At 70.7% G+C, this 23,539-nt stretch carries 19 protein-coding genes; 6 read left to right on the forward strand and 13 right to left on the reverse strand.

Features of this window, described 5'->3' with window-relative positions; all coding sequences use genetic code 11:
* On the reverse strand, nt 1-633 hold a 633-nt coding region (locus tag FV218_RS16515), incomplete at its 3' end, for a thiamine pyrophosphate-binding protein (RefSeq protein ID WP_246685149.1).
* Between the two features lie 466 nt (nt 634-1,099).
* Here FV218_RS16515 and FV218_RS16520 point away from each other — a divergent pair.
* On the forward strand, nt 1,100-1,777 hold the full coding sequence (locus FV218_RS16520; protein WP_246685150.1) for a GntR family transcriptional regulator: 678 nt from the start codon (nt 1,100-1,102) through the stop codon (nt 1,775-1,777).
* A gap of 577 nt (nt 1,778-2,354) precedes the next feature.
* On the opposite strand, the gene FV218_RS16525 is transcribed toward FV218_RS16520, so the two are convergent.
* The 3 genes from FV218_RS16525 to FV218_RS16540 all read right to left on the reverse strand — a co-directional run bounded on the left by FV218_RS16525 (nt 2,355) and on the right by FV218_RS16540 (nt 5,499).
* Nucleotides 2,355-2,948 carry a PAS domain-containing protein gene (locus FV218_RS16525; RefSeq protein WP_147710794.1) on the reverse strand — a complete coding sequence of 198 codons (594 nt, stop codon included), beginning with the start codon at nt 2,946-2,948 and terminating at the stop codon, nt 2,355-2,357.
* An 861-nt stretch (nt 2,949-3,809) separates the two neighbouring features.
* Nucleotides 3,810-4,709, reverse strand: coding sequence for a transporter (locus FV218_RS16535; RefSeq protein WP_082475983.1), 900 nt, complete (start codon nt 4,707-4,709; stop codon nt 3,810-3,812).
* Between the two features lie 175 nt (nt 4,710-4,884).
* A complete protein-coding gene (locus FV218_RS16540; RefSeq protein ID WP_147710782.1) occupies nt 4,885-5,499 on the reverse strand; it encodes a phosphatase PAP2 family protein in 615 nt (204 codons plus the stop codon).
* A 361-nt stretch (nt 5,500-5,860) separates the two neighbouring features.
* Here FV218_RS16540 and FV218_RS16545 point away from each other — a divergent pair, with 361 nt between their 5' ends.
* Nucleotides 5,861-6,658: a lytic transglycosylase domain-containing protein gene (locus FV218_RS16545; RefSeq protein ID WP_056087928.1), complete on the forward strand. Its 798-nt coding sequence runs from the start codon at nt 5,861-5,863 to the stop codon at nt 6,656-6,658.
* A 42-nt stretch (nt 6,659-6,700) separates the two neighbouring features.
* On the opposite strand, the gene FV218_RS16550 is transcribed toward FV218_RS16545, so the two are convergent.
* Nucleotides 6,701-8,791 carry a prolyl oligopeptidase family serine peptidase gene (locus FV218_RS16550; RefSeq protein WP_147710783.1) on the reverse strand — a complete coding sequence of 697 codons (2,091 nt, stop codon included), beginning with the start codon at nt 8,789-8,791 and terminating at the stop codon, nt 6,701-6,703.
* 190 nt (nt 8,792-8,981) lie between these two features.
* On the opposite strand from FV218_RS16550, the gene FV218_RS16555 reads away from it, so the two are divergent.
* Nucleotides 8,982-10,403 (forward strand): alpha/beta hydrolase, encoded by a 1,422-nt coding sequence (locus FV218_RS16555; protein ID WP_147710784.1) that lies wholly within the window; start codon nt 8,982-8,984, stop codon nt 10,401-10,403.
* Nucleotides 10,400-11,947: a GMC family oxidoreductase gene (locus FV218_RS16560; protein ID WP_147710785.1), complete on the forward strand. Its 1,548-nt coding sequence runs from the start codon at nt 10,400-10,402 to the stop codon at nt 11,945-11,947. Before FV218_RS16555 ends, FV218_RS16560 begins: the two co-directional genes overlap by 4 nt.
* Here FV218_RS16560 and FV218_RS16565 read toward each other — a convergent pair.
* Together FV218_RS16565 and FV218_RS16570 are read right to left on the reverse strand one after the other, a co-directional pair.
* Nucleotides 11,934-13,085, reverse strand: a complete 1,152-nt coding sequence (locus FV218_RS16565; protein ID WP_246685151.1) for a glycosyltransferase — start codon at nt 13,083-13,085, stop codon at nt 11,934-11,936. The two genes, FV218_RS16560 and FV218_RS16565, sit on opposite strands and share 14 nt — an antisense overlap.
* A gap of 298 nt (nt 13,086-13,383) precedes the next feature.
* Nucleotides 13,384-14,511, reverse strand: coding sequence for an aldo/keto reductase (locus FV218_RS16570; RefSeq protein WP_147710786.1), 1,128 nt, complete (start codon nt 14,509-14,511; stop codon nt 13,384-13,386).
* 96 nt (nt 14,512-14,607) lie between these two features.
* Here FV218_RS16570 and FV218_RS16575 point away from each other — a divergent pair, with 96 nt between their 5' ends.
* Nucleotides 14,608-15,501, forward strand: coding sequence for a LysR family transcriptional regulator (locus tag FV218_RS16575; protein WP_147710787.1), 894 nt, complete (start codon nt 14,608-14,610; stop codon nt 15,499-15,501).
* 289 nt (nt 15,502-15,790) lie between these two features.
* Here FV218_RS16575 and FV218_RS16580 read toward each other — a convergent pair whose 3' ends face one another.
* The 6 genes from FV218_RS16580 to FV218_RS16605 form a co-directional block, all read right to left on the reverse strand.
* Nucleotides 15,791-16,642 (reverse strand): galactosyltransferase-related protein, encoded by an 852-nt coding sequence (locus FV218_RS16580; RefSeq protein ID WP_147710788.1) that lies wholly within the window; start codon nt 16,640-16,642, stop codon nt 15,791-15,793.
* Complete coding sequence (locus FV218_RS16585) at nt 16,639-17,397, reverse strand: PIG-L deacetylase family protein (protein ID WP_147710789.1); 759 nt, start codon at nt 17,395-17,397, stop codon at nt 16,639-16,641. The genes FV218_RS16580 and FV218_RS16585 overlap by 4 nt, the downstream gene beginning before the upstream one ends.
* A 73-nt stretch (nt 17,398-17,470) precedes the next feature.
* Nucleotides 17,471-18,529: an endonuclease/exonuclease/phosphatase family protein gene (locus FV218_RS16590; RefSeq protein ID WP_147710790.1), complete on the reverse strand. Its 1,059-nt coding sequence runs from the start codon at nt 18,527-18,529 to the stop codon at nt 17,471-17,473.
* 223 nt (nt 18,530-18,752) lie between these two features.
* Entirely contained in the window at nt 18,753-19,823 is a 1,071-nt protein-coding gene (locus FV218_RS16595; RefSeq protein ID WP_147710791.1) for a glycosyltransferase, read from the reverse strand.
* 30 nt (nt 19,824-19,853) lie between these two features.
* Complete coding sequence (locus FV218_RS16600) at nt 19,854-20,993, reverse strand: glycosyltransferase (RefSeq protein WP_147710792.1); 1,140 nt, start codon at nt 20,991-20,993, stop codon at nt 19,854-19,856.
* Nucleotides 20,994-20,997: 4 nt separating this feature from the next.
* Complete coding sequence (locus FV218_RS16605) at nt 20,998-22,083, reverse strand: glycosyltransferase family 4 protein (protein WP_147710793.1); 1,086 nt, start codon at nt 22,081-22,083, stop codon at nt 20,998-21,000.
* Between the two features lie 496 nt (nt 22,084-22,579).
* Between FV218_RS16605 and FV218_RS16610 the strand changes: the two genes are divergently transcribed.
* Nucleotides 22,580-22,873, forward strand: a complete 294-nt coding sequence (locus FV218_RS16610) for a hypothetical protein (protein WP_056087889.1) — start codon at nt 22,580-22,582, stop codon at nt 22,871-22,873.
* Nucleotides 22,874-23,539: the final 666 nt, after the last annotated feature.

Below are 23,539 nucleotides of genomic sequence, written 5' to 3' on the forward strand. Positions count from 1 at the left end.
GGGGGCGGGGAGCTGGGCGGGGGCCGCGTCGATGACCTTGACCAGGGACTTGGCCCCGGCCTCGGCGTCCATGGTCTGGCTGAACAGCTTGGCCGGCAGGTCGAGGTAGACGCCGCCGGGCCGGCCCGAGACCGCCGCCCGGATGGCGCGGGCCACGGCGATGCCGATATCGGCGGCGTGCAGCACCCGGAACGCCGCCTTGCACAGGGGCTTGGCGATGGCGAGCTGGTCCATCTCCTCGTAGTCGCCCTGCTGCAGGTCGACGATCTCGCGCTCGGACGAGCCCGAGATCAGGATCATCGGGAAGCAGTTGGTGGTGGCGTTGGCCAGCGCCGTGAGGCCGTTGAGGAAGCCGGGCGCCGAGACCGTCAGGCAGATGCCGGGCTTCTGGGTGAGGAAGCCCGCGATGGCGGCGGCGTTGCCCGCGTGCTGCTCGTGCCGGAACGAGATCACCCGCATGCCGGCGGCCTGGGCGAGGCGCCCGAGATCCGTGATCGGAATGCCCGGCACGCCGTAGATGGTGGTGATGTCGTTGAGCTTGAGGGCGTCGATGACGAGGTGGAACCCGTCCGTGATCTCCGGCTCGACGGCGGAGTGGTCGTCGACGAGGCTGGGGGCCAATGCTGCGGACATGGGGTTCCTCCTGGGACTGTTCTTGGGGCTGTTCTTATGGTGACCGGATGCGAACACGGGCCGGCTTCGCGCAGCCCTCCGCACCGAACCGGGCGGTCCGTGGCGGGCGGGATCGGGGCGCCGATGGCGTCGGCGTCGGATGGGTCGCGAAGTATTTTGGCCTGGCTGTTTGCCAGTTCGAGAAAGTTGGCATACCAAATACCAGTCGTCAAGCGATGGGTGTCCGATGAACCTGGTGCGGGACCGCTGGAGCCGGTTCAGGACAGCGGCGGCCGGATCACGAACCCGTGGCGGGAGAGGGGGGCGACCCCCGCATCCGTCCGGGACAGTCCCGCGCCGGCGCCGGGCAAGTCCTTGTCTCGCAAGGTCGAATTTGCCATGGTCACGACGATGGACAATCGGGCCAAGCTGCCCGTCCCAGGTTGCCCGTCCCAGGTGTTCCGGTGCGAAGATGGTGAAGTCCGAGATGTTTCACGTCAAACCCATCGTCGCGACGTCGAGCCTGCGCGCCCTGGCCTACGATGCGCTCAAAGAAGCCATCACCAACATGAACATCTACGACCAGAAGGACGAAGTCCGCCTGGACGAGCGCAAGCTGTCCCTGAACCTCGGGGTGAGTCGCACCCCCGTGCGCGAGGCCCTGACGGTGCTCGAACAGGAGGGCTTCGTGCGCTTCGAGGCGCGGCGCGGCGTGTTCGTGATCAAGAAGACCAAGAGCGAGATCGTCGCCATGATCCAGGCCTGGTCGGCCCTGGAGAGCATGGCGGCGCGCCTCGCCTGCACCCGGGCGACGGACGAGCAGCTGGCCTGCCTGCGCGAGCATTTCCCGGAATTCTACGAGGGCCGCCCGTCCGACCACATGGACGAGTATTCGGACGCCAACATCCGCTTCCACCAGAAGATCATATCCCTCGGCCAGTGCGACGTGATCCGGGACATCACCAGCAACCTGCTCATGCACGTGCGCGGTATCCGCAACGCCGCCCTGCGCCAGGGCGACCGCGCCGCCAATTCCATCAAGGAGCACGTGGCCATCATCGAGGCCCTCGAGGCCCGCGACGCCGACCTGTCCGAGCGCCTCGTGCGCGAACACGGCCTCGGGCTGGCGCGTCACGTCGAGATGTACGGCGATTACCTGGATTGAGCGGACGCGGCGGCGCGGGGGCTTCCGCGGTCGGGTGGTGCGCTTGCGGGTGAGCACGGTCGCCCGCGGGAAGACGCCGACCGCTTCGCGGAACGCCCGCGCGCATCCCCCTCTCCCCGCCTGCGGGGCTACGGCATTCACACATCTCGCGGGCAGCACGGGTCCCCTCTCCTGGAAGGAGAGGGACAGGGTGAGGTGTGGGACTTATTCGGAGATTTCGCACACCTCACCCCAACCCTCTCATTTAATGCGGGGCGATCGCATCTGGCGTTTGGGGCATTGGGACCTCCCGCAACGCTGTGTCATCCCGGGGCCGCGCAGCGGAACCCGGGACCCAGAAACACCGGTTATGCAAGGTTTTGCGCTGTCGGCGGCTCTGGATTCCGGGTTCGCCTGCGGCGCCCCGGAATGACACCGGTGGTCATATGCGATCGCCCTGCCTTCCAAGAGAGGGTTGGGGTGAGGTGTGGGACATCTCCGAAAAGGTCCCACACCTCACCCTGTCCCTCTCCTTCCAGGAGAGGGGACCCGCGCTTCCCGCGAGATCTGTGAATCCGACACCCCTACGCAAAACCCCTCAATGCCAGCGGCGATCGGCGGTTCGGGCGATGGCGCGGCCGAGGTTGAGCAGGAGCAGATCGGCCGCCGCCGTCACCTCGGGTGGGGTGTCGGCGTTGAGCGCCTGTTTCAGCGAGATGGCGAGGTCCGCGGCCCGGGCCAGGGCATCCTCCGCCGGCGGCGGGGTGCCGAGGACGTAGCGCTCGCCGCCGTCGCGCATCTCGGTGATGTCGATGAGGATGCCGTGCGAGCGGAGCGGCCGGCCGGCGTCGTCGTGATAGGTCCGCCCGCGGCTGAGCAGCCATCGCACCGTGCCGTCCGTCTCGAACACCCGGTACTCGGCCAGGACCACGCCGCCGAGGCGCACGGCCCGGAGCATGTGCTCCATGAGCCAGGTCATGTCGGCCGGGTGGACGAGGGCGAGGGCGCCCAGGCCGCTGAGCTCACGTCCGGCCAGGTCGGGATTGCCCGTGAGAATCTGCGCCGCCCCCTCGTCGTAGACGACGACGGCGCGGACATGATCCCACCCCCAGGTTCCGACGACGCAGGCGGTGTCGAGGACTGCCCGGAGACGGTCGAGGTCGGCGGAACCGTGAGGGGCGGTGGCATCCATGGACTGGCTTTCGATCGTATTCCGGCGCTTGCGCCGTCGCTTTGCCATGATGGGAAACCGTGCGATCCGCAATTTTCAATTGCGCGCGCAACTCTTGGTTCCACGCGTCCGCATGGCACAGCTATGGCGTGAAGGCCTTAAGGGAATACCACAAGCACAGCCGGTCCATCGTCGCTCCGAGCGACGTTCACATATGTGCACCCGTCATGACAGGTCCGACGAAATGCCGCGGATGGTCTCGTGCGCGCCACGAAGACTTTCGCACATCCCGGCCCCGATCGGAATCGCGGAATGCAGGTTTCGTGCGCGGTTTCGCAATCGGGTCGCGCCGGACATGGGCGCATTGCCCGCGCGCTTCGGCCGTCGACGGTCACGCGCGCGCGTTCTCTCCGCGCGATGGCCTTCCGACAGCTCACGTCTCGTATGGGGGGCCTCTCGTTTCAGGCCGGGCCATCGCAGAGGATGATTACGGTCTGAAGCCGCTGCCGAAAGGGCTGTCGACGAAGCGCCGCCCCCCGTGCGCATCCCCTCGCCCCGCCTGCGGGGAGAGGGACGCGTCTCCCCCTGGCGGGGAGCGCGTCGAGGCGGCAGCCGAAGGTGAGGGGGCGAATCCGGATGAGACTCTTCCGGAATCGCCCCCTCACCGTCGCTTCGGCTTCGCCTGCGCTCGCCGCAGGCACGACGGGGTGCCTGCGGCCCTCTCCCCGCAGGCGGGGAGAGGGGGATGCGCGCAGACGCTCTGCACGAACGGGCAAGGGCCAGCCGAAACGCGTGCACCCATCTGCGATCGCCCTGCCACAAGGAGGCGGGCGGCGCCGCGAGGTGTGAGCCGGGCCGCCCGGAAAAGTCCGTCGCGGCGGATCACCGTCCGGCGAGGCGGGCCGGACCGGTGACCGACGGGGACGGGGCGGCCGAATTGGTGGTCTCCTTGTAGATCGGCACGATGACGCGCAGCCAGCCGCGGGTCTCCCGGCCGCCGTAATTGCGCTCGACCACGTCCTGCGTGACGTAGGCCTGGAGGTTCACGGGTCCGAAATTGTACCCGACGAGGCCGCCCACGGCGACCTGGCCCTGGCGTTGGTAGCCGGGGAACCGCGTCGGCAGGTCCGTCGATCCGAAGGCGACGGGGCCGATCTCCCACTTGCCGAACTTCTTCGTCGCCGTGAGGTCGAGGTTGAGATAGTCGGGATAGACCGCCCCCTGCGGCGAGATCGGGTCGATGTAGATGCCGTAGAGCAGGTTCGCCGTGAGGTTCCAGCCGTCGCCCGAGTAGGTCGCGGCGAAGCGGTGGCTCAGGGAGGCGTTCTGGATCACGAACCGGGTCTCGACGGGGTGGTAGCCGCCGAACAGGTAGCTGACGCCGAAATTCTCGCCGAGCTTCCAGGCGAGCTGGGCGGCCATGAGGGGCACGCCGATGCCGCTCTGGTAGGGCGCACCGCGCACGCTCGAGGCCACCACCGGTTGGATGGCGACCAGGTTCAGCCGCGCGCCGAACAGGCTCCAGGGCGTCGCCCACAGGAAGGTCGGCAGGTTGATGTTGGACTCGGAATCGAGGGGCCGCGTATCCCGCACGCCGAAGCTCGAAGTGTTCACGAAGTAGAGGCCGATGGGGAGCTGGGCCCCGACGGGGAGGCCGATGGTCTGGCCGGGCTGGGCCGCGGAGGCGGCCCGCGCCGCGCCCGACCCCAGGGCCAGGAGCGCGACGCTCCCGAGGAGAGCCGCCGCGAATCGGCGCTGGACCTTGGTGATTCTGCCGATCATGCGTCGCCTCGCGAGGGCCGTCCGCGGCACGGAATGCGCCGCGGCCGAACCAGCCCTCGCAGGGTTGACGGACCGGGGGCCCGGTTCCGTCCCGCCGGTCCGTTCGCGGCGGGCCGGGTGTCGCAAGGGTGTCACACATCGGACGGTGCCGAACCGACCCTCCCGCGGGAGAGGGTCAGCCGTCGCGCGCGGGTCCGGCCGGCCGCGGCACCGGGCCGACGAGGCGGTTCACGGCGGCTTCGGCGGCGAGGCCGATGACGGCGCCGGCCACCACGTCCGCCGGAAAATGCGCCCCGCGCAGGACCTGCGCCGCCACCACGCCGCCCGCCGCCGCATGGGCGATGTGCCGTGCGCCCGGCCGGTTGCGGGCGACGGCCCGCGCCACCGCGACGCTCACGGCGGCATGCCCGGACGGGAAGGACTGCCACGGCCCGTCGTTGGGCCCGAGCCAGCCCCGCGCATACAAGCCGGTCTCCATCAGCACGTTGGGCCGGGTGCGGTGGACGAGGCGCTTCATCGTGGTCTTCACCGCGCTCGCCAGCAGTCCGGCCCCGAGCATGTGCCGGCCGGCCGCCGCCAGCCGCGAATCGTCCCGCACCGCCCCCGCCGCCCAGATCGCGGCGGACGCGGCGAACAGCACCTCCCAGGCGCCGACCTCGCTGAGGGCGCCCGCGGCGCGGATGGCCGGGTGGTCCTTGGCCCCGGCGAGGCCGACCCCGAGGCGGATGTCGGCGGCCTCGCCGGGCAGGCGGCGGGCATGGGTCGGGTCGGGTCGGTCACGGTCGAGCATGGCTCTCAACGCGGCCGTGGTCCGTGCGTTCGACGGCGGCGGCCGCGCGCCGGGACGGCGCCGGGACGCCGCGCCGGCGCGGGGTGGTGGTGGACCGGCGCGCGCCGTCCCCGCACGGGCCGGCGGCTCCGTTCCACGCGGGGATGCGCCGTTCCGCCATGCCGGGCGCGGAACGGGGATTTCGCCTCACCGCGCCGCCGTCCGGGAGCCTTCCCCGCCACAATGGGCCGAAAAAGCGCCCCCGTCCCCGCCAAGGTGCCCCGGTGCCTTGGAGTTGACATCGTCCGGTGGCCGAGCGTTGCCCGAACGGGTTCGGCATCGGTCGCGATCGCCGGCCCCAGGGTCGTGAGGAGTTTTTCGAATGTCGAGACGCGGGTATCACAAGTTTTCCGGTGCGGCGTGCGTCGCGGCCCTCCTCGGTCTACTGGGGCAGGCCCAGGCGGCGACCTGCGGCAACACCGCGTCGGGCTTCGAATCCTGGAAGCGCGACTTCGCCGACGAGGCGCGGGGTCGGGCCAGTGCCGAGAGCCTGGCCGCCCTGATGGGAACCTCCTACTCGACGGCGACCATCTCGGCCGATCGCGGTCAGAAGAGCTTCAAGCTCAGCCTCGACCAGTTCCTCGCCAAGCGCGGCGGCACCACCATCGTCTCCCGCGGACGCGCCCTGAAGCAGCAGAACGCGGCCCTGTTCGCCTCCATCGAGCAGCGCTACGGCGTGCCCGCCGGTCCGCTCCTGGCGATCTGGGGCATGGAGACGGGGTTCGGCGCCGTGCGCGGCAACGTCAACACCCTGTCGGCCGTGGCGACCCTCGCCTACGATTGCCGCCGCTCGGCCTTCTTCACCGACCAGCTCAACGCCGCCCTGACCCTGGTCGATCGCGGCATCCTCACGCCCGCCACCCGGGGCGCCGCCCACGGCGAGGTCGGCCACACCCAATTCCTGCCGAAAAGCGTCCTGAACTACGGGACCGGCGGCAGCCTCGACAGCATCCCCAACGCCTTGAACGCAACGGCGAATTTCCTCAAGGCGCATGGCTGGCAGCGCGGCGCCGGCTACCAGCCGGGCGAGCCGAACTTCGCCGCGATCCAGGGCTGGAACGCGGCCACGGTCTACCAGAAGGCCATCGCGCTCCTCGGCAGCCGGATCGACGGGCAGTGAGCCTTTCCCCCGGGCGCCGAACGGCGCCCGGGGACCGACCCATCAGACCGTTCGCGCATTCCAGCCGATGGACCGGCGCAGGAAGCCGATGCCCAGGGCCATGAAGGTCGCTGCCTGGGTGCTGTCGTTGCCGTAGCCGTGTCCCCCGGCGGCGGGCTCGTAGAACGCGGTCCCGTAGCCCAGCGCCTGAAGCTTGGCGGCCATCTTGCGGGCATGGCCGGGATGGACGCGGTCGTCGCGCCGGCTCGTGGCGATGAGGGTCGGCGGGTAGGGCCGTCCGGCCTCCGCCGCGTGATAGGCGGAGATGCCCTGGAGGAACGCCCAATCGGCCGGATCGTCCGGGTCGCCGTATTCGGCGATCCAGCTCGCCCCGGCGAGCAGCTTGGTATAGCGCCGCATGTCGATGAGCGGGATGGTGCAGAACAGGGCGCCGAAGCGCTCAGGGTAGTGCGTCAGCATGTTGGCGATGAGCAGGCCCCCGTTCGATCCGCCCTCGGCGGCGATGCGGTTTGGTCGCGTGACGCCACGCGCCACGAGGTCGGCCGCCACGGCCGCGAAGTCGTCGTGCGCCAGGGCCTTGCCTTCGCGCCGTCCGGCCTCGTGCCAGGCCGTGCCGAACTCGCCGCCGCCGCGGATATTGGCCACCACGCTGGTGCCGCCCGGCTCCAGCCAGAGCTTGCCCATCACCGCCTGATAGGTCGGCAGGACCGAGACCTTGAAGCCGCCATAGGCGGTGAGATGCACGGGCGCGTCGCCCGTCACGCCGTCCGGTCCGGTCTGGACATAGGGGATGCGCGTACCGTCCGCCGAGACCGCCTCGTGCCGGGTCACCCGCAGGCCGGCGGCGTCGAAGGTCGCGGGCGTAGTCCGCAGGACGGTCGGGCTCGACAGGGCGGGGGGAATCGCCAGCAGGGTCGGGGGCGTCACCGGGTCCTGCACCAGGGCGCTGAGTTCGCCGTCGGCCTCGTCCGGCTCCGCGTCGAGGGGCCAGACCGACACGGTGCCGATGGCCGGCAGGCCGGGGAGGGGACGGTAGCTCCAGCCCGCCGGACCCCGTTCGCACTGGCCGAAACGCGGGCTCAGGTTGTCCAGGGCCCCGATGATCAGGCGCTTGCCCGACCAGAACACGTCCTGCAGGGCGCGCCGCTCGCTCGGCTCCCACAGGACGGCGAAGTCCCGGCCTCCGGCGAGGAAATCCGGCAGGGCCATGGCCAGAACCGTGTCGGGAGCATGGGTACGCCCCCCGACGCTCCACGGCGTGCGCGGCTGAACCGCGAGGCCGTCATGGTGGAGGTGGATCTCGGCATCGGACGGAACATCGAGGCGGGTCGTGACGCCGTCGCGTTGCGCCAGATGGAGATGCCCGTCGAAGAAGCCGGTGCGCTCGGCGATGACGATGCGCTCCTCGCCCATCGGTCGCTCGACGCCGGCCCAGACGCCCATGTTGTCCGCTGCGGTCTCGAACAGGATTTTTGCCGCCTTCGGATCGGTCCCGCGCGTCCACAGGCGCACCGTGCGGGGATAGCCGGCGCGGGTGGCCATGCCCTCGCCGAGGGCGCTCGACAGGAGCAGGGTGTCGCGGTCGAGCCAGGACGCCCCGCCCTTCGCCTCCGGCAGGACGAAGCCGTCGCCGACGAAGACCCGGGCGGTCATGTCGAACTCCCGCAGGACCGTGGCGTCGCCGCCGCCCCGGCTGAGCTTCAGCAGGGCCCGGTCGCGGGTTTGGGGAATCAGGTCGGCTCCGGCCCAGACCCAATCCTCGTCCTCGGCCGCCGCCAGGGTGTCGAGGTCCAGCAGGACGTCCCAATCGGGCGTCCCGGCGCGGTAATCGCCTTCGGTGGTCCGCCGCCACAGGCCGCGGGGATGCTCGGCATCCTTCCAGTAATTGTAGAAATGGTCACCCCGTCGGCGCACCATGGCGATGCGGTCCGGCCGGTCCATGAGCGCCCGGGCGGTCTCGCGATCGTGGGCGAACGCGGCATCGGCGAAGCGCGCCAGGGTGTCGGCGTTCTGGGCCTCGACCCAGTCCAGGGCTGCTGCGCCGTCGACCTCTTCGAGCCAGAGATAGGGATCGTCGTCCGGCCGGTCGCGGGTTGGACGTGGGTCCGGGCGGGAGTTGGTTGGGTCTGTCATGGGCATGAAGGTAAGCGAACGCGACCGCTGAGGCACGGCCCGCGTTCATAAAACTACGGGGGCGTGGGGCGGCCCGGTGGCTTGCCGGCGATGACGCTCTCGTGAGCGGTGGGATTGCTGCACAGGGGTGCAGCGAGCGGTCGCGGGCGCTCGCGCTTGAAGCTACGGCGCACAGGGCGATGTCGGCGTCATGCCGCACACGTCATCCGCCCCACCGCCCACCCTCGTCTGCCTGCACTTCCTCGGCGGCTCCGCGCGCGAATGGGAGCGCATGGCGCGACACCTCGGCGCGGCCGCGACCTGTGTCCCCCTCGACCTGCCGGGTTTCGGCGACGCGGCGGACGTGCCCGGCACTTCCGTTGCCGCAATGGCCGATCACATCGCCGGGCGGATCGCCGTTCTGGCTCCGGCACGTCTGTGGGTCGCCGGGCACAGCATGGGGGCAAAAGTCGCCCTCGCCCTCGCCCGCCGGGCGGAAGATGGCGATCCAGCCCTCGCGGGCTTCGGTGGCCTCATCCTCCTCGCGGGCTCACCGCCCAGCCCCGAGCCCATGTCAGACGACAAACGCCGGGAGATGATGGCCTGGATCTCCGCCGACGCGGACACACGGCGCATCGAGGCCGGCGATTTCATCGACCAGAACACCGGTGTTCCCCTCGGGGAGCCCGACAGGTCAAACGCCGTGGCCGATGTGCTGCGGGCCGAGCCGAGGGCCTGGACCGCATGGCTCGAGGCGGGCAGCCGAGAGGACTGGAGGCGGCGCATCGGTGTGCTGCGGTGCCCGGCCCTGGTGCTCAGCGGCTCCGAGGATGCCGATCTCGGCGCCGCCGCGCAGGTCTGCCTGATGCTGCCCCACCTCGCCGATGCACGGCACATCGTGCTCGACGGGGCCGGCCATCTGCTGCCCCTCGAGCGGCCGGAAGCCGTGGCCGATCTGGTCCGCAATGCGATGGCGAAGCCGAAGGGGCCCGTTCCGGTGCCGGTGCCGGTCCCGGAGGCGTATGAAGCCCTCATTGCCTCGCCGCGCGTGAATGGCCGCCTGCGTGCGGCTCTGGAGACACGGGCCAATCCGGACGATCCCGCCTATTGCCCGAAAGCCCTCGACGCCGTCGAACTCGCGCTCCTGCGGGCGGTGATCGATCGGGTGCTGCCACAGCCAGGGGAACCCCGCATCGACATCGGGGCCCGCATCGAGGCGCGTCTGGCGAGCGGAACGGGCGATGGGTGGCGATTTGCGAAGTTGCCACCCGACCCCGACGCCTACGCGGCGGCCCTGCGCACCCTCGACCTGGCCGCCTCGGCCGCCCATGCGGTCGGGTTCCTCGCTCTCCAGGCACCGGTCCAGGACGCTTTGCTGAAGGCCGTCGCGGAGGGCGAATTGCCGACCGCCGATGGGGACCTCGATGGTCCGCAGATGAAGCTGTGGTTCGAGGATCTGCGCGGCGACGTGGTGCGGACCTACCTCGCCCATCCGGCGGCCCTGGCACGCCTCGGCTTCAGCGGCATCGGCGCCGGGGGCGCCACCATCGACCATTTGCCCGGGTTCTCCGAACTCGGGATCGACGCCCGGGAGCCCTGGGAACCCACCGCTCAGGGAACGGACGTCCGATGAATCTCGACTCCATGCACCGCTACGCCACCGACGAGGTGGTCGATGCCGTGGTCATCGGCACCGGGGCGGGGGGCGCTCCGCTCCTCGCGCGACTGGCCGCGGCCGGCCTGAAGGTCGTCGCCCTCGAGGCGGGGCCGAACTTCGATCCGGCGCGGTTCGCCTTCGACGAGACCCTGGCCGACGAGATCTACTGGACCGAGGAGCGCCTCAGCGGCGGCTCCACCCCGGAGGCGTTCGGGGCCAACAACAGCGGTACGGGGGTCGGCGGTTCGACCCTGCATTGGGGGGCGTTCACGCCCCGGGCCGACCAGCGCGATCTCAAGCTCCGGACGGAGACGGGGGAGGGGATCGACTGGCCCGTCGACTACGACGAACTGAAGCCGTTTTATGAGCGTGTGGAAGGGTTTATCGGGGTCTCCGGTCCGCGATCCTACCCATGGGACGCGCAGCGGCGCTACCCCCTGGCGCCGGTTCCGCGCAACGGTCCCGCGCGGATCATGGCATGGGCCTGCGAGGAATTGGGCATCCGCGCCACCGATGCGCCGGCGGCGGTGGTGTCGCGGGACTTCGCCCAGGAGGGGGGTGGAACCCGAAACGCCTGCATCAATTGCGGTTTCTGCCATCAGGGCTGCCGCAACGGTGCCAAGACCAGCATGGACGTGACCTACCTGCCGCTCGCCGTCGCGCACGGGGCCGAAATCCGTTCCATGTGCCGCGTCCACGGAACGGCGCGCGACGGGATGGGACGGATCACGGCCGTCACATACCAGCACGACGGAACGGAGCATCGGCAACGATGCGCCGCGGTGTTCCTGTGCGCCGGCGCGGTGGAGACGCCCCGCCTCCTGCTCCATCTCGGCCTCGCCAACGGCAGCGGACAGGTCGGGCGCAACTACATGGGCCACGTCGCGACCCAGGTCTGGGGCACCTTCGAGGGCGAGGTCCGGATGAACCGGGGCTACCCGTCCTCGATCATCAGTGAGGACATGGTGCGGCCGGGCGACGCGGACTTCGCGGGCGGCTACCTCATGCAGAGTCTCGGCGTGGTGCCGCTCACCTTCGGCAATTCGGTGGCACGGGGGCGCGGCCTGTGGGGGCAGGCCCTGACCGACTACCTCGGGCGCTACAACCACATCGCCGGCATCGGCATCAACGGCGAGACCCTGCCGTGCGACGCCAACGTCCTCACCCTGTCCGACGAGGTCGACGCCTTCGGGGTGCCGAAAGCCCATATCAGCTTCGGCTACGGCACCAACGAGGATCGCCTCAACGCCCACGCCACCCGGACCATGACGGCGATCTGGGAGGCGGCCGGCGCCACCGACGTCTGGGTGCTCGAGCGGGTGGCCCACACCATTGGCACCTGCCGCATGGGGCGGGACGGCGACACCGCCGTGGTCGATCCGTTCGGCCGCAGCTTCGAGGTGCCGAACCTGTGGATCAGCGACGGCTCGACCTTCCCGAGCTCGCTCTCGGCCAACCCGGCGCTCACCATCATGGCGCTCAGCCTGCGGACGGCCGAGGCATTTCTCAAGGGCCGGTAGGCACCTCGCGCTTCGCCGCGACGGGACGCTGCGTCGGGGCTGGGCCGCGCCGGTTGGCGAGTCCGGTCAGCGCCCGGATCGGCACCAGGGCCATCGCGGCGAAGCGGATGTGGCGCGCCAACTCGAACGGCCCCAGCGGCCGGTAGACGAGGCGCGGGCTGACCCGCTCGGCTTCCGCCACGGCGAGGCCGGGGAGCGGCAGGGCGGCGATCCGGGCGGCGTCGGCTTCCGGGATTTTCAGGAACCGGGCCCAGCCGCGGGTGACCGCAAGCCGGCCCTCGGCGTGGAGGCGCCGCAGGCGGCGTCGGCACAGGTAGCGGAACACGGCGCGCGGCACCGCTTCGAGGCGGGCGTCGCACAGGCTGTCGGGCTTCTCGCAGCGGGCCCGGATGGTGTCGGCGACGCCGCCGGGGGCCCGGCCGACGAGGCGGCCCGACACCGTCACCACCACGTCGGGGTCGTGGCGGACGTGAAAGCCCTGGCGCAGGAGGGCGGCCACGAAGGCGCCGTCCTCTCCGAGCGCGATGGCCGGCATGCCGCCCACCGCCACGTAGGCGTCGCGGGTTACCGCCAGGGTCGCGCCGATGGTGGTGCGGTGGCACGGCCACGGATCGTACGGATCGGGGTCGAGGCGCGCCTCGATCTCCGTCAGCACGGCGCTGTAGGCATCCTCCAGACGGCCGCGTTCGTGGAGGGAGGGGGGCAGCAGGGCGGCTTCGCCGGCATCGAGCTCGATCCGCCCGGCCACCGCATCTGCTCCGGCGCGCAGAGCCGCGCGGTTGCGCGCGACCCAGTCCGGCGGCACCCGGCTGTCGGCATCCGTGGACAGGATCGTGCCGCCGGCCGCCACCGGGCCGATCCACTCGACGGCGGCGTTCATGGCCTCGCGCCGGGCCCATCCGGCCTGGGCTTCGGCGAATTCCACGTGGGTGACCCGCATCGGCACGGACAGGGTCGGGCGCAGGGCCTCGACGATCGCCTGGGTGCCGTCCGTGCAGTTGTTCAGGAACAGCACGAGACCGAGGCTGCCGGGGGCCACGTCCGTTTGGGCGTCGATGGCGCGGAGACACGCCTCGATCCGCTCGGCCTCGTTGCGGACCGGGATGGCGATGACGGTGTCGGGAAAGTGGGGCAGCACGACGAGACTCCTGGCGGCCGGCTTCGGACGGCGCAGCGCGAATCGTGCCTAGCAGGTTGGGTAAGCGGAACAATGGCAACGCTTGGCCGGGTTGCGCCCGTTGTGGTCGTAGGAGGCCGCGCGATCTCCGTTCCAAGGTCGACGTGTCAGTGTTAAACCGAATGACCGTAAGGGCTGGCCTTCTGCCCGTCCGGTTTTCGGTTGCATGTCCATGAAGCCGGACGTCTGCACCGACGGATGCTCGCGCGTCGCCTTCATAAAAGCTGGGTACGCCCGGGACCGGGCGGGCGAGGCAGAGTTATCTTCCGGCCATCTCGCCCGGGGCCTGAACACGCGCGCCGCCGAATACGACGGACTGCCGCAACGGCGGTCGTGACAGGCCGTAGATCAGGCGCGGCTCCGCCGGCGCGCTGATGGCATCCAGCGCTGCGCAATGCTCCGCAGAAAGCACGACATCGAGGGCGGCGATGTTGTCGACCACCTGCGCCGGCCGGCTCACGCCCATCAGCGTCGAGGACACTGCCGATCGTCCGATCACCCAGGCGAGCGCGACGCGGGCCGGCGATTGCCCGATGTCTTCCGCCACCCGGCGCACCCCTTCGACGATGGTCCAGTTGCGCGGCGTGAACAGGCTATCGCCGAACGGATTGGCCCCGTCGAGCCGTTTGTCGTCGGCGGACCGCATCGCGCCAGACTGCGCCGCATCCTTCGGCAGGCCGCCCTTACGCGGACCCGCCGCCTCCACGGCTGCGCGGTCATATTTGCCGCTCAGAAGCCCGTAGGCGAGCGGCGACCACGGCACCAGCCCCAAGCCGAACTCGGCGGCGAGGGGGATGTGCTCGTCCTCCACCTCTCGATTCACGAGCGCGTAGAAGTACTGCAGCGCGATCGGCCCCGGCAGCCCACGCAGGGCGGCCAGCGTCGCGAGCTTGGCGACGTACCAAGCGGGCGTGTTCGACAAGCCCCAATAGCGAATCTTCCCGGCGCGCACGAGACCGGCCATGGTCTCCAGCAACTCCTCGGCCGGCGTGACCCCGTCCCAGACATGCACCCAGTAGAGATCGACGTAGTCGGTCTGCAGGCGGCGCAGGGAGCCTTCCAGCGCCGCGTAGACGTGCTTGGCACCGTTGCCGCCCGCGTGCGGCCCGTTGCCCGTGGCGAACCCCGACTTGGTCGCAAGGACGATCCGGTCGCGCAAACCGCGCTCGCTGACAAAGCGCCCGAGCATCGCCTCGCCCGTGCCACCCGCGTACACGTCGGCCGTGTCCACGAAGTTGCCGCCCCGCTCCAGATAGGCGTCGAACACGGCGCGGCTGCCGGCCTCGTCCAGCCCCCAGCGCGCCGTGCCGAAGGTCATGGTGCCCAGGGCGAGCGGACTGACCGCAAGGCCCGAGCGGCCGAGCGTGCGGTATTGCGTGAGATCCATTGTTGCATATCCCTGCTGATTTCACGCAGGATAGCGCCGCTCTTCGTGGCGAATTAGCCCGTATCATCGGCATGGGCTTATGAGCGGGTTTCAGGAATGCGACGGGCCACACTCGACGATCTGGCGGCCTTCGCAAGGGTGGCGCGCACCCGCAGCTTCACGCGTGCGGCGGCCGAACTCGGCCTGTCCCCGTCAGCGCTCAGCCATGCCGTGCGGGGGCTGGAGGAACGGCTCGGGGTTCGGCTGCTCGCGCGCACCACGCGCAGCGTCGCTCCGACGCCGGCGGGCGAGCGGCTCATGCGGTCGCTGGCCCCGGCGCTGGCGGAGGTCGAAAGCGGGCTTGCGGCGCTCGCCGATTGGCGCGGCGAGCCATCCGGCGCGTTGCGGCTGACAACCTTCTCCTCGGCCGCGCGCCACGTCCTCGACCCGGTCCTGCCGCGCTTCCTCCTCGATCATCCGGCCGTCTCCGTCGAGGTCGTCATCGACGATCGCCTGACCGACATCGTCGCGGATCGGTTCGATGCCGGAATCCGCTTCGGCGAGACGGTGGAGCGTGACATGGTGGCCGTGCGCCTGGGGCCGGACCTGCGCACGGTCGTAGTCGGCACACCCGCCTACTTCGCGCGCCATCCCCGGCCCGGGACGCCGGCCGACCTGGAGGCGCACAACTGCGTCAACTACCGGCTGGTCGGCGGCGGTGGATTGCTGCCGTGGGAGTTCGCCCGCGACGGCCGGGACGTGCGCGTTCGCGTGGGCGGCCAACTCACCGTCGACGATGCGGCCCTGGCAGGGGCCGCCGTGCGGGCCGGTGCCGGACTCGGCTACATGCTGGAGGAGGATGCGGCCGCCGACATCGCGGCGGGTCACCTCGTGCAGGTTCTGACGGACTGGTGCACGCCCTTTCCCGGTTACCACCTCTACCATCCGGGCCAGCAGGCGACACCGGCGCTTCGTGCCCTGATCGACGCCTTGCGTTGGGTGGAGACATGACTTGGTCCGTTCGGTCGCCGTCGCGGTTTCCGACGACGGCAGCGTGGTCGTCTCGCCACGCGGCACTCCGACGGCTATTCGGCAGCCGCGAGAAGCGGTGGAACGGCGAGGTCGGGTCGATTTGTGCCATTCGATCGGTTCTGAATGGGCGGCCGCTCAAGTCAGGTTCTGGCCGAAACCCACCGACCCGCGTCCGGCCGCTATCGCTCACTCGAGCCAATTCGATTGGACTGCCAGAAAGCAGACGTGTCCGGACCCGCTTCAGATTACGCGACCGCTGAGGGCCCCTTCAGAACGGGCTCTCCGACGCCACCCGCGCCGCCGCGATCTCGGCGGGGGAGGGCGTGCGCAGCACGGTCAAGCCGTCGGCGCGCCACTCCGAAGAAACGTGGCCGCGGCGCGCGAAGGCGTCGAGCCAGCCGTCCATGGGCCAGAGGCCGTGGCGAGCGTGGAAGCGGCGGGCGTTCGCGACGATGCTGTCAAAGTGCTGGAGCGGCGGGTCGCAGGCGGCGTGATGCTGGTGGTAGGCCTCGCCGCGGGCGGTGAGCAGCACCGGCACCCCGGCGGCGGCGGCGCGGAAGGCGAGGTCGGTGTCCTCGGCGCCGTAGCCGTCGAAGGCCTCGTCGAAGCCGCCGAGGCGGTCGAAGGTGGCGGCGCGCACGCCGAAGGCGAGGGACCAGAACAGGCCCGGATTGTTGGTGGGTTCGAGGCCCGACCTGGGGAATACCCGGACCGGGTGGGGCTGGCCGGCTTCGTGCAAGCGGCCTTGCGTCCAGCCATCCGCGACGGCGCCGGCCGGCAGGTAGCGCACCTCGCAGCAGACGAGGCCGTCGGCCTGGGCGAGATCGTCGTCGAGGCTGTCCACCAGATCGGCCGAGGGGATACAGTCGACGTCGAGGTAGACGAGGTGTTCGCCCGAGGCCGCGCGGCGTCCGGCGTTGCGGGCCTTGGCAAGCGGCAAACCCGGCAGATCGAGGACGACGCGGCAAACGGAAAAACCGTAATCCGGCAGGGGAGGGGGCTCGGCCCCCATCTCGACCACGATGCACTCGCGCGGGATCGGTCCCTTCGCCAGCCCTTCGAGGAGGCGGGCGAGGTGGGCGTCGCGGCCCTTGTTGAGGGTAATGACGCTGGCGCTCACGGCCGGGACGCCCCCGGGACCGGCTTCATGCGGAGGAAGATCTCGTGCGGCCCCTGGAAATGCGCCAGCATCTCGGGGGCGAGGCGAAAGCCCGTGGGATCGTCGTGGATGAGGTCCGTGGTCTGCGAGCGGTGGGCCGCCACGGCCTTCGCCTTCGCCGGCCGGTGCGCCGAGACGTCGAGGCGGTAGCCCTCCGGGGCGTCGCCGACCTCCGTCCCCGGCGGCAGGGTCCAGCCCCAGACCGGATAGGCGAAGGCGGGGAGCGCCGGCCGCAGGGCCTGCGCCAGTCCGACGATGGCGGCCGAGGCCTTGTGATCGCAGTGGGGGTCGTGGCCCCAGGTGACGAAGACCGCGCCGGCGTCGCAGGCCTCCGCCTCGTCGAGGATCGCGCCGGCGGCGGCCTCGGCCTGCGGGCCGGCGCTCGGCGCATGGGCGTCGGGCAGGCGCAGGAAGCGCACGTCCTCGGGCGCGAGGCCGAGTTCCGCCACCGCCGCGCGGGTCTCGTCCTCGCGGAGCGCCCGCAGCCGCTCGGGCGGGTAGAGGGCGGAATGGGTGTGCGAGCCGCACCCGTCCGTGACCACCACGAGGCGAACCGCACGCCCGAGGCGCCGGGCCTCGGCGATGAGGCCGCCGCAGCCGAGACTCTCGTCGTCGGGATGGGGGGCGACCACCACGAGGCCCTTGGTCCCCACCAGGGTATCGAGGGGGGCGACGGGCAGGCGCCCGGCGGCGGCGAGGAACGCTTCGACGTTCATGGGGGCCTCGTGGGTCGGGCGAAGACGGGCTCCGGCATCACCGATGTGGCCGGGGAGATCAAGCCGTCGGCGCCTACTTCACCGCCTCGATGGCCTCGCGCCCGGCCTTCATGTCCGCGGCGGTCGCCTCGGGGGCGTCCTGCACCTTCGGGGCGGTATCGGAGCGGCACAGGGAGATGAGGATCGGGAAGTGATCGGAGCCGATGTACGGCAACCGCTCGAGGTGGCCGAGGAGGAAGTCGTCGCTGAAGAAGACGTGGTCGAGGGGCCAGCGCAGGAGCGGCCACTTCGCGTTGAAGGTCGGGTAGAGGCCCCGGCCGATGCGGGGGTCGAGGAGGCCGCTGATCTGCTGAAACAGGGTGGTGGTGCGCGACCAGGCGACGTCGTTGAGGTCACCCGCCACCACGGCGGGTCCGTTCGCTGCGCGGACCTCGCGGGCGACCATCACCAGTTCGGCGTCGCGCGGGGCGGAACTCTGGCCGGGATGGGGCGGGCGCGGATGCACGCCGTAGAACGTGAAGCGCTCGCCCGACGGTAGGACCACGCCCGTGCGGATCGACGGCACGTCGTCCTCGAGGAGGAACCGGACCTCCGGGTTCTCGAGGGGCAGCTTGGCGTAGAACAGCAGTCCGTAGGTGTTGGGCTGGGCCTGCTCGACGCGATGGGGGTAGCGCGCCGTCAAGGGGCTCAATGCGTCGCGCCAGCGCGCATCCGTTTCCAGTACGAGGAGGAGGTCGGGATCGTGCCGCGCCACGAGCCGCAGCAGGCTTTCGTGGTCGTCGTTGTCCTGCAGGACGTTGGCGATGAGGACCGAGACCTTCGCGTCGGTCCGGCAGTCGGTGTCCCTCGCGGCCACGGCCTGCGGTGCGTGGAGCGGCGTGAACGGGCGGATCTTGTGGATCTGGTAGGCGAGGCAGGCGGCGAGCGCGAGGAGGAGCACGAGCCCCGTCCGGTCGCGGCCGAACAAGAGGAGCAAGGCGAGCACGGGGAGGATACCCACCGCCACCTGCAGGCGCGGGAAGTCGAAGGTCCGGACGAAGCCGGCGTCGCTGCGGATGAACGGGATCAGGGTCGCGGCCACGAGGAGCCAGCCGGCTCCCTTGAGGGCCCATATCCAAGCCGATCCTGCCACGCACGCACTCCTCTATCGCCAAGCCGACCACGGCCAAGACCGACGCAACGCCGTACCGGCGGCGATGGTGCCGGATGCAGGGCAAGGAATCGACGCCGGGCGCCGATGGGCGGCCGTTCGGGGCGTCGAAGGGCAGGCGTGCGACGGTTCGGGGCCGGAGCGATGCCGCGTTCCCGTCCATGGGCACCGATCCGACACGTTCACCGAGCTTCAACCAAGCGCGTCACCCGACGCATCGCGGCGCCCGGTCCCCGGGGTCGAGCCCATCGGCCATGGCGCCGATCAGGCGGGCGGCGCGCCCCGCGGCGTCGCCCCGGCCGAGGGACGCGATCCGTGCCGGGTTGAGGGCGAGGCCGGCCCGGACCAGGGCGGGCCACTCCTCCGGTGGTCCCCAGGCCGGGCGGTGGATCGCCGCCCCCAGCGCCGCCAGCGCCCGCGCGGTGGCGACCTGCTCGTCGAAAGCCCGCGGCTCGGGGATGCAGACGAAGCGCTTGGCCCGCGCGACGACGCCCGAGACGAGGCCGTCGCCGCCAGCGCCGATCACCAGGGCGGCCCGGTCGAGGTGGGGACCGATCTCGCCGACCCAGCCGTGCAGGTGGAGATTCGCCGGCATCGCGCTCGGCACGTCCGCGACGGGGCCGAGGACATGCCACTGCCGCTCCGGCACCGCGCGCGCCGCCGCCGCGAGATCGGCGCCGTGTCCACCCGCCCCGCCGCGTCCGTAGACGACGACGAGGGAGCCGTCCTCCGCCGGTCGGTCGCCCGTCGGTTCGGCGGCGAGGAAGCCGACATGCTCGGTCTTGGCCCGGACCCAGTCGGGATTCGCAAAGCTATCGAGAGCTTGCGGGAAGAACGCCAGCAGGCGCTCCGCGCCGCGGAACGCCTCGAGGTGGGGGGCGTCCGTGCGATCGCCGGGGAGTCGCACCACCAGGGTCGGAACCGACAGGAGCCGGGCGAACAGGGCGATTTCCACGGACACGTCGACGACGATGAGGACGGGATCGGCGGCCGCCACCCAGGCGGCGATCCGCGCCATGCGGCCGCGGAGTCCGTCGATGCCGAGGGGCGCGTAGTGGAACGCCAGGGGTCGGCTCGCCGCATGGTCGCGCCCGTCGAAGCCTTCGCCGATGCGGTCGTCGGCCAGATCGAGGACCGACGCGACGCCGGGATCCACCGCGTGGAACGTGCCGAGGAGGGTGCAGGGCCGGTCGAGGGCACGGGCGATGAGGCGCGCCCGCGCCACGTGCCCGGCGCCCTGATGATGGACATAGTAGCCGATGGGCCGGCGGGTCATGCGCCGTGTCCGATCATGCCCGGTGTTCGATCATGCCGCCGGCGCCGCCATGGCGAGGTCCCCGCCCCGCCGGGCCAGCTTCAGCCACAGGGCTTCGAGGTCGGCGAGCACGTCGTCGAGGGGCTGGGGGGCCGGCTCCGGGCCGGGCTCCCCGACCCGCGCCGCGAGGCGTTCGACGAACGCGATGGCGTTGGGGCACGGCTCGTTCGCGACCTCGGCGACCATCGCCCCGACAATCCCTGCGTCGATCCCGAGGCGGCGCAGGGCGGTGGCCCAGTCCGGCCCGGCCTCCCAGGCGAGACGCCAGTCGCGGCGGCGCTCGATTAGGGCGCGCCAGTGATCCGCCGGCGGAAGGCGGTAGCTCTCGTGGCCCCCGGCGACGCGGGATCGGCGCAGCATCTCCGTGGCCATGCCGCCCTCCACCCGCCCGGCGGCCCGGTCGGAGACGGCGATGGAGACGGCCGGACAATGGCGCACCCGCCCGCCGGCTCGGCGGACAAGGGAGACCAGGGCGTTGTCCTCGCCGCAGGCCAGGGCCGGCAGGCCGCCGACGGATTCGTAGAGATCGACGCGGAGGGCCAGACTCGCCGCGACGTGGTCGCCGTGGCGCGGCGCCGGATCGTGCGGCGGCGGGTCGATGAGATCTTCCAGGGCGCGCACGCCGATCCAGTAGCGCTCGATCCGGGCATGGAGATCGGCCAGGTCCGGATCGGGGCGTTCGGCCTCGGGATCGATGACCAGGCGGCCGCCGACGAGGTCGGCGCTCTCGAGCGCCCGCAGGTTGGCGAGCGCCCAGCCGGACAGGGCGACGGCGTCGGCATCGGTGCTGAGGAGGACGCCGTCGACGACGCCCTCGTCACGGAGCCAGGCAATTCCGGCGTCCAGGGCCATCCGCCGGGCGGTGCCGACATGGGCCTCCGGCGGTGCGATCCGCGCCTCCACCACCCTTAAGCGAAGGTTCCCCCCGATGCCGTCGCGCTCCAAGGCGCGCAGGGCCGGGACGGTCTCATCGGTACAGTTGTTGGCGAGCACCAGCACCCGCAGCGGGGTCTCCGGGCTGGCGCCCGCCTGCGCGTCGAGGGATCGGATCAGCCGGGACAGGATCGCGGCCTCGTTGCGGGCGGGCACGCAGACGACGGCCCGCGACAGGGCTCCGGGATCGGCCAACACCGACTCAGGCCTCGTCGAGGAGGTGGGCGCGCAGCGGGCTCGGCGCGGCCAGGCGGATCTCCTCCGCGTACAGCGCCTCGTAGCGATCGGTCATGATGTTGGCGTCGAACAGCTGCTCGGCCCGGCGCCGGCAGGCCTGACGCTCCAGGCCGATGGCCTCGGCGACGGCCCGGCCGAGGTCGGCGACATCGTCGGCCTTCGCCAGCACGCCGCACGATCCGTCGAGGATGTCGGGGATCGCGCCACGCCCGAAGGCCGCCACGGGCGTGCCGCAGGCGAGGGATTCGGCCACCACCAGGCCGAACGGTTCCTCCCAGCGCGGGCTGCACAGGGTGACGTGGGCCTCACCGACGCGACGGGCGAGGTCGGCATGGGAGAGGTGGCCGAGATAGGTCACGTCCGGGCCGAGGCGCGGGGCGATCATGCTGTCCCAATAGGCCGGATCGCTACGCGGGCCGGCGAAGACGAGGGGCAGGCCGGCGGCGCGGGCCGCGTCGATGGCCAGGTGCGGCCCCTTCTCGGGAACGAGGCGCCCGGTCCAGATGGCGTGGGGCGGGTCCTTGGGCCGGGGATTGAAGGCGAAGGCGTCGAGGTCGATCCCGTTGCCGATGAGCAGCGGCCGGGGGATCACGTCGCACCACTCCGCCGCCAGGGAATCCGACACGGCCGCGAAGGTCATGTCGTAGGCCCGCGCTCGCACGCCCTCGCAGAAGGGCTCGAACGGCGGCGTATGAAGGGCCGTCACCATCGGGGCCCCGATCTCGGGCGCGCGCAGCAGGGGCAGAGGATGGAGACTGTTGTTGTGGACGATGTCGAAGCCGCCCCGGGCGACGGCGTCCATGATGGTCTCGTAGGCCTGACCTTCGAGGCGGTCGATCGCCAGGGCCGACGCCGCGTCGAAGGCAGTACCGGTGGGCGGGCACACCGCGACGAGGCCGAGGTCGGCCTGCGAGCCCTCCGAGGCGTAGAGTGTCACCGAATGGCCGCGCGCCCGCAGGGCGCTGGCGAGGAAGTGCGTGTGCATCTCGAGGCCGCCCGAGAAGGGCTGGGCGATCGGGAACTTGAGATGCGCGATGATGGCGATCTTCACGGGGCTGGAAACACGGCGGCTGGGCGCGGCCAGGAAGCCGGGGTGAAAGGTCGGGGCGGCCGGAATCCGCCCTAACACGACGCCTTTCGGCTGAACAACGCCAAGATGTCGCCGGCTCGGCTCGATTCCGCCTGCGAGTCCGAGGAAGGTGTCGAGCGAGTGCTTCGAGGTCGCTGCAGTCACGATGGCGATCCGGTCCGCTTGAAAACGAGTGATCCTGTCTTTTCCATAGTTTGTCTGAACGATCCCTGACTTCGGGACACGGTCATATCCCATCAGGCCATTGGCGATCGGGCCATTGGCGTCGTCGGGCCGTCCCGCTTCCCATCGGGGGATCAGGCGTATGCGGGGGACCGCGGCACATGACACGACGCAGCCCGTGCAACCGCTGGACGATCGATTCTTCTCAAGATTTGCTCAGAAACGCGGGGTTCGATCAGGAACCAAGGTGCAGACCCGACGTTTCTGCTCCAGAATAATATCTCTGGAGGAACACATGCAACGTTCGACCACGCTGACCGGCGCTGCCGCCATTCTTCTTCTCTCGGCCACCACGGCCTTTGCAGCGCCCTGTGCCACCGGCACGGCCGGCAAGACCGCCGCGACGGAGAAGAGCTCCAAGGTCGACGGTGGTGCGACGGGCAATGTTACCCCCGGTGCCAAGGCCGAGTCCCCCGGCACCGTCGGCGCCATGAACAACGTCGGTTCCAACACCGCGACGTCTCCGAGCGACGTGTCGAAGCAGGCCGAGGGCAAGCCCACGGCGGCGCAGCAGGGCAACGATTGCTGAGGCAGATCTCGCGGCGATCCGAAGGATCGCCGCTTCTATCGATATTCGAGCGGGGTCGGTTGGGGGAAATTCCTGATCGGTCCCGTTCTGCGTTCTGGCATCGCGCTACGGGGCACCGGCGACGGACACCGAGTCCTGCGGGCCCTGAAAACAGGATATGAGTTCGGCGTCAGAAACGCCCCTCATGTCGCCTGAGTGGTCCAAGGGCGGCATTCACCGCATCCGCCGCAAAAATTTCGCGCTCCCGTCATTTGCCCGTTGACGGCCCGGTTTGGGGTCCGTATACCCCGGTCATCGGCGGCGGCGAGCGGGACTTACGGGTCTCGGGGCGGCAGCTGGTACATCTCGGAGACGTTATCGGATGGATGATCCGGCTTTGGCTGGACGATCCACTGTTTTTGTCTCTCGGGTGTCGTTCTGTCGGCGGGATGGTTTGGCGGGTTCGCCGGATTGTCCGGGTTGACAGGATGGTGACGGGGCTCTAGACGCTCCGGACCGCTGGGACGACTCACCAATGGTGAGGTCGGTACCACGGTTTCCCAAGTCTGGCAATCGGGTTTCGTGCGGGTGACCGCGCGGTCTGGTTGGATCGGGTTTCCGGAGTGATCCGGCGTTCTTTGACAAGTGAATCTGAGAAAGAGAAGCGTGGACGGCGTTGTCCTTGCG

Source organism: Methylobacterium sp. WL69 (genome assembly GCF_008039485.1).
GTDB lineage: Bacteria > Pseudomonadota > Alphaproteobacteria > Rhizobiales > Beijerinckiaceae > Methylobacterium.

Coding starts and splice junctions, on each gene's coding strand:
- FV218_RS16540 (WP_147710782.1), bottom strand. CDS start 5,499: ATGCTCGACCGTGACCGACCCGACCCGACCCATGCCCGCCGCCTGCCC.
- FV218_RS16585 (WP_147710789.1), bottom strand. CDS start 17,397: ATGAACGTCGAAGCGTTCCTCGCCGCCGCCGGGCGCCTGCCCGTCGCC.
- FV218_RS16545 (WP_056087928.1), top strand. CDS start 5,861: ATGTCGAGACGCGGGTATCACAAGTTTTCCGGTGCGGCGTGCGTCGCG.
- FV218_RS16560 (WP_147710785.1), top strand. CDS start 10,400: ATGAATCTCGACTCCATGCACCGCTACGCCACCGACGAGGTGGTCGAT.
- FV218_RS16535 (WP_082475983.1), bottom strand. CDS start 4,709: ATGATCGGCAGAATCACCAAGGTCCAGCGCCGATTCGCGGCGGCTCTC.
- FV218_RS16550 (WP_147710783.1), bottom strand. CDS start 8,791: ATGACAGACCCAACCAACTCCCGCCCGGACCCACGTCCAACCCGCGAC.
- FV218_RS16595 (WP_147710791.1), bottom strand. CDS start 19,823: ATGACCCGCCGGCCCATCGGCTACTATGTCCATCATCAGGGCGCCGGG.
- FV218_RS16555 (WP_147710784.1), top strand. CDS start 8,982: ATGCCGCACACGTCATCCGCCCCACCGCCCACCCTCGTCTGCCTGCAC.
- FV218_RS16520 (WP_246685150.1), top strand. CDS start 1,100: ATGTTTCACGTCAAACCCATCGTCGCGACGTCGAGCCTGCGCGCCCTG.
- FV218_RS16525 (WP_147710794.1), bottom strand. CDS start 2,948: ATGGATGCCACCGCCCCTCACGGTTCCGCCGACCTCGACCGTCTCCGG.
- FV218_RS16610 (WP_056087889.1), top strand. CDS start 22,580: ATGCAACGTTCGACCACGCTGACCGGCGCTGCCGCCATTCTTCTTCTC.
- FV218_RS16575 (WP_147710787.1), top strand. CDS start 14,608: ATGCGACGGGCCACACTCGACGATCTGGCGGCCTTCGCAAGGGTGGCG.
- FV218_RS16570 (WP_147710786.1), bottom strand. CDS start 14,511: ATGGATCTCACGCAATACCGCACGCTCGGCCGCTCGGGCCTTGCGGTC.